The sequence below is a fragment of the Kitasatospora sp. NPDC057198 genome, assembly GCF_042670125.1.
GTDB lineage: Bacteria > Actinomycetota > Actinomycetes > Streptomycetales > Streptomycetaceae > Kitasatospora.
On sequence record NZ_JBHUWH010000338.1, the window covers coordinates 1 to 8,769 of the forward strand.

General features: G+C 74.2%; 7 protein-coding genes and 1 pseudogene. 5 read left to right on the forward strand and 3 right to left on the reverse strand.

Features of this window, described 5'->3' with window-relative positions; genetic code table 11:
* Positions 1-134: 134 nt before the first annotated feature.
* Positions 135-1,087 (reverse strand): annotated as a pseudogene (locus tag ACFUEL_RS29055) (collagenase).
* A 391-nt stretch (positions 1,088-1,478) separates the two neighbouring features.
* Between ACFUEL_RS29055 and ACFUEL_RS29060 the strand changes: the two are divergent.
* The 3 genes from ACFUEL_RS29060 (at position 1,479) to ACFUEL_RS29070 (ending at position 4,328) form a co-directional block, all read left to right on the forward strand.
* Positions 1,479-2,129, forward strand: a complete 651-nt coding sequence (locus tag ACFUEL_RS29060) for an ankyrin repeat domain-containing protein (RefSeq protein WP_380239742.1) — start codon at positions 1,479-1,481, stop codon at positions 2,127-2,129.
* Entirely contained in the window at positions 2,126-3,301 is a 1,176-nt protein-coding gene (locus ACFUEL_RS29065; protein ID WP_380239743.1) for a YncE family protein, read from the forward strand. The genes ACFUEL_RS29060 and ACFUEL_RS29065 overlap by 4 nt, the downstream gene beginning before the upstream one ends.
* Before the next feature lie 133 nt (positions 3,302-3,434).
* Positions 3,435-4,328 (forward strand): 1-aminocyclopropane-1-carboxylate deaminase/D-cysteine desulfhydrase, encoded by an 894-nt coding sequence (locus tag ACFUEL_RS29070; protein WP_380239744.1) that lies wholly within the window; start codon positions 3,435-3,437, stop codon positions 4,326-4,328.
* 99 nt (positions 4,329-4,427) lie between these two features.
* On the opposite strand, the gene ACFUEL_RS29075 is transcribed toward ACFUEL_RS29070, so the two are convergent.
* A complete protein-coding gene (locus ACFUEL_RS29075) occupies positions 4,428-6,005 on the reverse strand; it encodes an LCP family protein (RefSeq protein WP_380239745.1) in 1,578 nt (525 codons plus the stop codon).
* 259 nt (positions 6,006-6,264) lie between these two features.
* Positions 6,265-6,741: a MarR family winged helix-turn-helix transcriptional regulator gene (locus tag ACFUEL_RS29080; RefSeq protein ID WP_380239746.1), complete on the reverse strand. Its 477-nt coding sequence runs from the start codon at positions 6,739-6,741 to the stop codon at positions 6,265-6,267.
* Positions 6,742-6,832: 91 nt separating this feature from the next.
* On the opposite strand from ACFUEL_RS29080, the gene ACFUEL_RS29085 reads away from it, so the two are divergent.
* Complete coding sequence (locus ACFUEL_RS29085) at positions 6,833-7,855, forward strand: NADP-dependent oxidoreductase (RefSeq protein WP_380239747.1); 1,023 nt, start codon at positions 6,833-6,835, stop codon at positions 7,853-7,855.
* Positions 7,856-8,154: 299 nt separating this feature from the next.
* A complete protein-coding gene (locus ACFUEL_RS29090) occupies positions 8,155-8,649 on the forward strand; it encodes a DUF3145 domain-containing protein (protein WP_380239748.1) in 495 nt (164 codons plus the stop codon).
* The last annotated feature ends 120 nt before the right edge of the window (positions 8,650-8,769 follow it).

An 8,769-nucleotide genomic window follows, 5' to 3' on the forward strand; every position in this document is an offset into this window, starting at 1 on the left:
GAGGGCCTCGGCGCCCGGGTCGGCCAGCGACTGCTCGCGATGACGTGCGCGATCTGGCACAACCGAACCACCGGCCGACCCGTCACCCGCTCCCTAATCGCCTACGACCACTGACCGACTTCGGAACTACTCGTCTAGTTGTACGTCCGGGTGGGGTCGGTGTTCTCGTACGTGGTGTCGAACAGGGTGCTCGGCCGGTAGGTGTCCTGGGCGGCCTGGGCGATCGCGTCGTCGTAGCGCTCGTCCCGGTAGGTGTAGGACGTGCGCTCGGCGAAGCCCTCGATCCACCGGATGGTGGGGACGGTCTGCCCGGCGTCGTAGTCGCCGTGGCAGTCGAAGCGGCCGTCGGGGTAGTGGGCGCACTCGTGGTTGGGGTGCCAGATCGAGGACGCCGGGCGCAGCCACTCCGCCTCGTGGGCGATGAGGCGGGCCTGGTTGCCGGCCTCGCCCGGGGGCCCTCCAGGTACGTGCCGCCGCTGTCGCCGTCGATGTCGAACATCGGCCAGGCGTACGGGCGGTAGTCGTAGGAGGAGTCGTAGACCACAACCTCCAGCGCGGTGTTGACGTCGTCGGCGGCCGGGCCGGCGTCCTCGACCACGCGGTGGAAGAGGGCGTCCTCGTTGGCGAGGCTGGTGCAGGCGGCGTCCAGCTCGTCGGAGCCGAGGGCCTGGGCGCGGATGCGCGGGGTCGGGCCGCAGACCCGGTCGACGGTCAGGACCATCGGGGCCAGCCGGGACGGCAGGTCGCACAGGCCGTAGTACGAGCGGTGGCCCTCGTCCTTCTTCTCTGCGAACCAGGCGGAGTTCATGGTGAGCGGGCCGGTGGCGCCGACCAGCGGGGAGGCGTTGACCAGGTCCTTGACCAGCGGGCGGGCCTGGGCCCGCAGCACCGGCTGCTCCAGGAAGGAGCCGAGGTCGACGCCCAGGTCGGTGGCCGGGTCGCCGATGGTGATCATCGAGCTGGTGTGCTTGACGAAGGAGGTGAGGGAGTCGCCGACGGTCGGGTCGGCGGTCGGGGCGGCGTTGAAGACGTCGTCGCCGAGGCCGCTCTCCAGGACCGGCTTGGTGTTGCCGACGGCCGACCGCATGCCGCCGGTCCAGGCGGGGGCGTAGCGGTTCAGCGGGTCCTTGGCCACGCCGGTGTAACGGGTGTTCTGCCGGGCGGAGTGGGCCCCGACCGCCCCTGCGGCGCCGGCCTATGCCGCTGAGCTGCGAGAACGCGGCCGGGGCGGGGGCGCATCGACCGATCGGATGATGCCGGGGTCCGCCGGAACGCCAGCAGGGTCTAACCGGTTCGCCGACGAAGCGGAGCCGGGGCCTGGGCAAGTATGGAGTCGGAAAGCAGAATCACCCGCCCCCGCCCCCGCCCCACCCGCCCTCACACCCGCACCCGCCGCCCCCCACACCCGCCGCCCCCCACACCCGCACCCGTTGAGGCATTCCGTGCTCCACCTCCCGTCCCTCAGAAGGAGGACCGCGATGACCGCGATCGACCGAAGCCTGCTCACCGCCGCGCACACCGGCGACCTCGCCGCCGTCCGGGCCGCCCTGGCGGAGGGCGCCGACCTGGAGGCGCGCGACCCGCACGGGCGGACGGCGCTGCTGCTCGCCGCGCTTGCCGACCGGGTGCCCGTCGCCGAACTCCTGGTCGCCGCCGGGGCGGACCCGAACGCGCAGGACGAGCGGGAGGACAGCCCGTGGCTGGTCACCGGCGTCACCGGCAGCGTGCCGATGATGCGGGCCCTGCTGCCCGCCGGGCCGGACTTCGGGCTGACCAACCGGTTCGGCGGAGTGAGCCTGATACCCGCCGCCGAGCGCGGCCACGTCCCCTACGTGCGGGCCGTGCTGGCGGAGACCGGCATCGACGTCGACCACGTCAACCGGCTCGGCTGGACGGCCCTGCTGGAGGCCGTGATCCTCGGCGACGGCGGCCGCGCGCACGCCGAGGTCGTCCGGCTGCTGCTGGCCGCGGGCGCCGACCCCCGGCTCGCCGACTCCGACGGCGTGACGGCCCGGCAGCACGCCGAACGCCGCGGCTTCGACGCCCTGGCCGCACTGCTGCGGGAGGCCGAGGGCGAGGGCGATGCCAGGGCGGCCGCGCCCGACCGGGCGGAGGGGGAGTGCCGATGACCGCCCGCCGCGGGCGCACCGGCCCGCTGCTGCTGGTGGCCGCACCCGTGCTGGCCGTGCTGCTGGCGGGCTGCGCCGACCCCGGCGGCGGGGCGGGCGGCAGACCCTCCTCGCCCCGGCCGGCCGCGGCCTCCCCGGCCTCCCCATCCGCCTCCGCCCGGTCCGATCCGGCGAGCACCCCGGCGGACACCCGGGCGAATACCCCGGCGGGGACGCTGCTGGTGGCCGACTTCGGGGCCGACACCGTGACCTTCGTCGACCCGGCGCACGGGCCGATCGGCTCGGTGCGGGTCGGTACGGCGCCCTACGCGGTGGCCCCCGGGCCGGACGGGCGGGCCTGGGTGAGCACCGCGGAGGGCGTCGCCGAGGTCGACACCCGGGCACGCACCCTGGTCCGGACGGTCCCGCTGCGCACCGGCACCGGCCCGGTCGGGACGGGCGAGTACCGGGGCGGCGCGATGGGCCTGGCCCTCTCCCCGGACGGAAGCCGGCTGTACGTCGGGGTGAACGTGCCTGGCCGCTCCGGCGTGCTGGAGGTCGTCGACACCGCGAAGGGCGAGGTGACCGGGGTGGCCCCGGTCGGTCGGCGGCCCTTCGACGTGGACGTCTCGGCCGACGGGCGGGAGGTCTACGCGACCGGCCACGACTCCTTCGACGTGACGGCGGTCGCGGCGGACGGCCTGGCCACCCGGCGGATCCAGGTCGCGCCGTACGGCACCGAGGGCGGGCTCGGCTCCTGGCTGAAACCGCACTACGCGGCGGTCCGGCCGGGCGACGGCAAGCTGCTGCTGCCCTTCGAGGGCGAGCGCCTGGCCGTGGTCGACCCGACCACCGGGCAGGTGTCGATCGAGCCGATGACCGCCGACACCCACCAGCACGGCGCCACCGTCACCCCGGACGGGCGGCTGTTCGTGGTCGGCTCCGGCCCGGTCGCCCGCGAGGACCGCGGCCCCAGCCTGACGGTCCGCAACCCCGACGGCACCGAACGGGTCTACCCGCTCGGCATCCCGCACGAGAACGTCGCGGTCTCGGCGGACGGGCGGACGGCGTACGTCACCGGCGGCTTCACCCGGGACGGCTACTGGAACGGGATCACCCTGGTCGACCTCGACAGCGGTGCCACCCACCGGCTGGAGGCCGGGCAGCGCCCACTGGGGGTGGCGGTGCTCTGAGCGCGATGCCCTGAAGGCGGCTCCCCAAGGGCGGCTCGTCGAGGGCGGTACCCCGAGGACGGCTCTCCGCGGGCGGTGCACCCGGGCCCGGTGCACCGGCGGGCCGTCCGGGGGCAGGCCCTAGGGTGGGCGGATGCTCCCTGCCGCCGCCCTGCCCACGCCGTTGACGAGGGTCGACGATCCGGAGTTCGCCGCGGCGGGGGCGGAGCTGTGGCTCAAGCGGGACGACCTGGCGCATCCGACGGTGCCCGGCAACAAGTGGCGCAAGCTCGCGCCGAATCTGGAGCTGGCCCTCGCCCGGGGAGCTCGGGGACTGCTCACCTACGGCGGGGCGTACTCCACCCACGTGCGGGCGGTGGCGGCCGCGGCGCACGGGCTGGGGCTGGCCAGCACCGGGGTGATCCGCGGTGCGGAACTCGCCGGGCGGCCGCGCAACTGGTCGCTGGCACGGGCCGAACGGGACGGCATGGTGCTGGAGTTCGTCGAGCGCTCCGCCTACCGGGAGGCGGCTTCCGGCCGGCACGAGGACCGGGAGGGCTACTACGTGCTGCCCGAGGGCGGCTCCAACGGCCCAGCCGTGCGCGGCGCCGCGCTGATCTCCCGGGAACTCGCCGACCAGCAGCCGGACTTCGGCCCGCGGGACGTGGTGTGCTGCGCGGTCGGCACCGGCGGCACCCTGGCCGGGATCGCAGCGGGGCTGCCCGGGGGCGCGCGGGCGCTCGGCGTGGCGGTGCTGCGCGGGGAGGGCTACCTGGAGGAGGAGGTGGCGGCGCTGCACCGGGCCGGGTACGGCCGCGAGTTCGCCAACTGGCGGCTGGCGCACGACTGGCACGGCGGCGGTTACGGGCGCGTCCCGCAGGAGCTGGAACGGTTCGCCCGGTGGTTCGAGGAGGCGTACGGCGTCCCGGTGGAGCGCCGCTACGTGGCCAAGGCGCTGTGGGGCGCGTACGGGCTGCTGCGGGCGGGCGGGTTGCGCGGGCGCCGGGTGACGGTGGTGGTCACGGGAGTGCCGGACCCGGCGGGTTGAGGCCCGCCCCACCGGGCCGCCCCACCGGCTGTCGTCCCACCGGCTGTCGCTTCGTCCCGCCCCGTCCCGTCCCGGCCTGCCTTGCCCCGTCGCAGGCGGTCAGCCGAAGCTGAGGTCGTTGCAGAGGTCGGTGTCGGCGGGCCGGGTGTTGTCGGCGATCCCGGACGGGATGCTGGAGGGGAGGGCGGTGGGGGCGCCGCTGCCGGTGGCGTCGGGCAGGTCGGGGGTGCTGGGGGTGGCGCTGTCCCGGCCGAGGGTGAGGACGAGGCCGTCGGCGGCTCCGGCGCGCAGTTCGGCCCCGGGGTAGAGCCGGGCGAGCTGTTCGGCGGCGGCCCGCTGGGAGGGGGCGTACTCGATCAGGGTGGTGCTGCGGGCCTTGGCGTCGGCGCCGAGGGTGATGTCGGTGTAGCCCTTGCCCCGCAGGGCGAGCGCGGTGCGGCCGGCCAGGCCGCCGGACAGGGCGGCGTTGTGCACGGTGACGGGCACGTCGAGCAGCGCGCTGCCGCTCTCGGCGGTACCGGAGGCAGAGGGCGACGCGGAGAGCGATGCGAAGGGCGACGCGGAGGGCGAGACCCCGGGGGAGGGCGATGCGCCGGTGCTCGGGCCCGGGGTGGTGCCGGTGCCGGTACCAGCACCGGCGTCGGTGAGCTGGCCGTCGAGGGTGCGGTCCTGGCGCAGCAGGTTCCACAGGATGCTCGCGTCGGGTTCGACCACGGCGACGCGTTCGCCCTGGAAGCGCCAGGGGAGGGTGACGAACTGGATGTCGGAGAGCTGGATGTCCTGGAGGGACTGGGCGAACTCGGCGAGTTTGAAGGGGGATCCGAGGCCGGGGTCGACGGTGAGCGACTTGGTGGCGGCGTCGGCGAGCGGCAGCAGGGTGGCCAGGTCGAAGCCCTTGCTCTGCACCTTCTTTATCAGCGAGGACATGAACGCCTGCTGGCGGAGCATCCGCCCGATGTCGGAGTTGTCGCCGATGCCGTGCCGGGCCCGGACGTAGTCCACGGCCTGCTGGCCGGAGACGGTCTGCCGGCCCTTGGCGAGGTGGATGCCGTAGGAGTCCACGTCGTTGGGGACGCAGACGTCCACGCCGCCGACGGCGTCGGTGATGGCCGCGAAGCCCTTGAAGTCGACGACCAGGGTGTGGTCGACCCGCAGGCCGGTCAGCGTCTCCACGGTGTTCTGCGTGCAGGCCGGGTTGCCCTTCGCGAACTCGCCGAGGGTGAAGGCGGAGTTGAACATCTGGTTGGTCCGCAGGGGGCTCCACCGGCCGTTCGGCAGCAGGCAGGGCGGGATGGTGACCAGGGTGTCGCGGGGTATCGACACGCCGACGGCGTGCTTGTGGTCGGCGTACACGTGCAGCAGGATCGCGGTGTCGGAGTGGCCCACCCCCTCGTCGCCGCCGCCCAGGGCGCCGTTGCCGTCGTCGCGGGTGTCGGAGCCGAGCAGCAGGACGTTGACGGGGAGCCCGCCGGTGGGCGCGGGAGTGGCGACCGGCGGGCGGCTGGAGGCGATGCCCTCGGGTGCGAAGGTCGTGATGTTGTGGTCCAGCCGCTGGTAGTACCAGGCGCCCGCTCCGGCGGCGGCGACGACGAGCGCGGCGACGGCGGCTCCCAGGCCCCGGGCTATCCGACGGCCCCGGGTGCGGGGCAGGGCGGTCGTCTGCGTGGCGTCGGTCATCGGTCGGCGGTCTCTCTGCGCGCAGCGGCAACTCGTGCCCGAGGGCAGGCACCCGGCTGATCCGCGGCACTGCGGATCCGCACTCGTCATTACTTGGACGGCCGACCGCACGGAATGGTTACACCCGAACCATCTTTTTCGAGAGTTTCTTCGAATCGGGGCGGAGGCCGGTGACACAGGGCCACGGGGGCGTCACGGAGGTGCCCCGGGGGCGGGGCGGGCGCCGTCCGGCTGCGGGGCGCGGCGCCCCGACGGGGGGTCAGTCGGCCTTGGTGCCGGTGGAGTCGAGCATCCGCCGCAGCAGGTCGCGCAACTGCGCGCGCTCCTCGCCCTCCAGAGCGGCCAGCGGCTCGCGGGCGAAGTTCAGCGACTCGCGCAGTTCGGTGGAGGCCGAGCGGCCGGCGTCGGTGGCGACGACCAGCTTGACCCGGCGGTCCTGCGGGTCGGCCTCGCGGGTGACGAAGCCGCGGCCCTCCAGCCGGTCGACGATGCCGGTGATGTTGGAGGGCTCGCAGGAGAGGGTCTGCGCGATGTGCCGCATCGGCATCGGCCCGCGCCGCAGCAGGGCCAGCACCTTGGCCTGGGCGCCGGTGAGCGAGCGGGCGGCGGCGGCCTCCTCGTACTCGCGGTGGAAGAGCCCGACCAGGCGCGCCATCAGGTCGACGACCTCCAGCGTGATCGGGTCGACAGTCGGTGCCTGCTCCTCCGCCATGACCTGCTCCTCCTGCTGCGCCATGCCTCCGATTCTAGCTGAACATTTGACAACCTGAACCTTTCATCCGCACGATTGCTTTAGTCCGTGAATATTTCACCTCGAGGAGTGTGTGATGGCAGCAGAGCAGGACGTTCCCGCCACCGGACGCGAGTGGCACCTGGCGGCGCGCCCGCAGGGCTGGCCCGTCCCGGCCGACTTCGCCCTGGTCGAGGCGCCCGTCCGGCACCCCGGCCCCGGTGAGATCACGGTGCGCAACGCCTACCTCTCCGTCGACCCGTACATGCGCGGCAGGATGAACGACGTCAAGTCCTACGTCCCGCCGTACGCGCTCGGCGCGCCGATGGACGGCGGGGCGGTCGGGTACGTGGTGGCCTCCGGGGCGGAGGGCTTCGCGGTCGGGGACGCCGTGCTGCACGGGCTGGGCTGGCGCGAGTACGCGACGCTGGACGCCGCGCACGCGGTGAAGGTCGATCCGGGGCCCGCCCCGCTCTCCGCCTACCTGGGCGTCCTCGGGATGCCCGGCCTGACCGCGTACGCCGGGCTGCTGGAGGTCGCCTCGTTCAAGGCCGGCGACACGGTCTTCGTCTCCGGCGCGGCCGGCGCGGTCGGCTCGCTGGTCGGCCAGATCGCCCGGCTCAAGGGCGCGCGGCGGGTGGTCGGCTCGGCCGGCTCCGCCGCGAAGGTCGCCGCCCTGGTCGAGGACTACGGGTTCGACGCCGCCTTCGACTACAAGGCGGGCCCGGTCGCCGAGCAGCTGGCGGAGGCCGCCCCGGACGGCATCGACGTGTACTTCGACAACGTCGGCGGCGAGCACCTGGAGGCCGCGATCCGCGCGCTCAACGTGCACGGCCGGGTCACCCTGTGCGGTGCCATCGCCCAGTACAACGACACCTCCGCCCCCGCCGGGCCGCGCAACCTGGCGCTGGCCATCGGCAAGCGGCTGCGCCTGCAGGGCATGATCGTCAGCGACCACGCCGCGCTGCGCGGCCAGTTCCTCGCCGAGGTCGGCGGCTGGCTGCGCGACGGCGAACTGCGCTTCGACGAGACGGTGGTCGAGGGCGTGGAGAACGCCGCCGAGGCGTTCATCGGCCTGCTGCGCGGCGCCAACACCGGGAAGATGGTCGTCAAGGTCTGACCTCCCCTCACCTGCCGGGCCGTCAGCACGCCCCGCCCCCGCCCCCTTCCACGCCCCCGCCGGAGCGCGGTGCCCGGCGGGGGCGCGCGCATGCGGCCGTTCGGGGGAGGTGGGCGCTGCGGGGGTAGACCTGTCGGGGGAACCGACTAGCATGGGGTGAAAGCTTGTCCGTTTTGCTCGATTTGATGACCTAATGTCGAATAAGTTGAGCTTCACGGGGTAGCCACTGGTCAGTACCTGCCGGCGGCGGTGCGAGGCAGCTGGGGAAGGCGACCCTCGTCCACAGCCAGGAGGTCCCGGTGACGACACGTGGTGTGCTCTACATCCACTCCGCGCCCCGCGCGCTGTGCCCGCACGTCGAGTGGGCGGTCGCGGGGGTGCTAGGCGTGCGGGTCAACCTCGACTGGATCAGGCAGCCCGCCGCGCCCGGCCACTGGCGGTCCGAGCTCTCCTGGCAGGGGGAGCCCGGCACCGCCTCCAAGCTCGCCTCCGCGCTGCGCGGCTGGCAGCTGATGCGCTACGAGGTGACCAGCGAGCCCTGCGCCACGGCGGAGGGCGAGCGGTACTCCTCCACGCCCGCGCTCGGCATCTTCCACGCCGTCACGGGCATCCACGGCGACATCCTGATCCCCGAGGACCGGCTGCGCGCCGTGCTGCTGCGCTCCCGCAGCGAGGGCGGAGACCTGGAGGCGGAGATCGCCCGGCTGCTCGGCAAGCCCTGGGACGACGAACTGGAGCCGTTCCGGTACGCGGGCGAGGGCGCCCCCGTGCGCTGGCTGCACCAGGTGGTGTGACGAACGGCCGAGGGGGCGCGGGGGGCCCCCCCCCCCCCCCCCCCCGGCGGCGGAAGCGGAAACCGTGCACCAATGCCCACCCCCGGTTTGGCCGCCCCAACCCCAACGGATGGTTAATCG

What these genes read in the sequence shown, in the direction of transcription:
- ACFUEL_RS29060 (WP_380239742.1), top strand. Translation starts at nt 1,479, where the DNA reads ATGACCGCGATCGACCGAAGCCTGCTCACCGCCGCGCACACCGGCGAC.
- ACFUEL_RS29065 (WP_380239743.1), top strand. Translation starts at nt 2,126, where the DNA reads ATGACCGCCCGCCGCGGGCGCACCGGCCCGCTGCTGCTGGTGGCCGCA.
- ACFUEL_RS29070 (WP_380239744.1), top strand. Translation starts at nt 3,435, where the DNA reads ATGCTCCCTGCCGCCGCCCTGCCCACGCCGTTGACGAGGGTCGACGAT.
- ACFUEL_RS29075 (WP_380239745.1), bottom strand. Translation starts at nt 6,005, where the DNA reads ATGACCGACGCCACGCAGACGACCGCCCTGCCCCGCACCCGGGGCCGT.
- ACFUEL_RS29080 (WP_380239746.1), bottom strand. Translation starts at nt 6,741, where the DNA reads ATGGCGCAGCAGGAGGAGCAGGTCATGGCGGAGGAGCAGGCACCGACT.
- ACFUEL_RS29085 (WP_380239747.1), top strand. Translation starts at nt 6,833, where the DNA reads ATGGCAGCAGAGCAGGACGTTCCCGCCACCGGACGCGAGTGGCACCTG.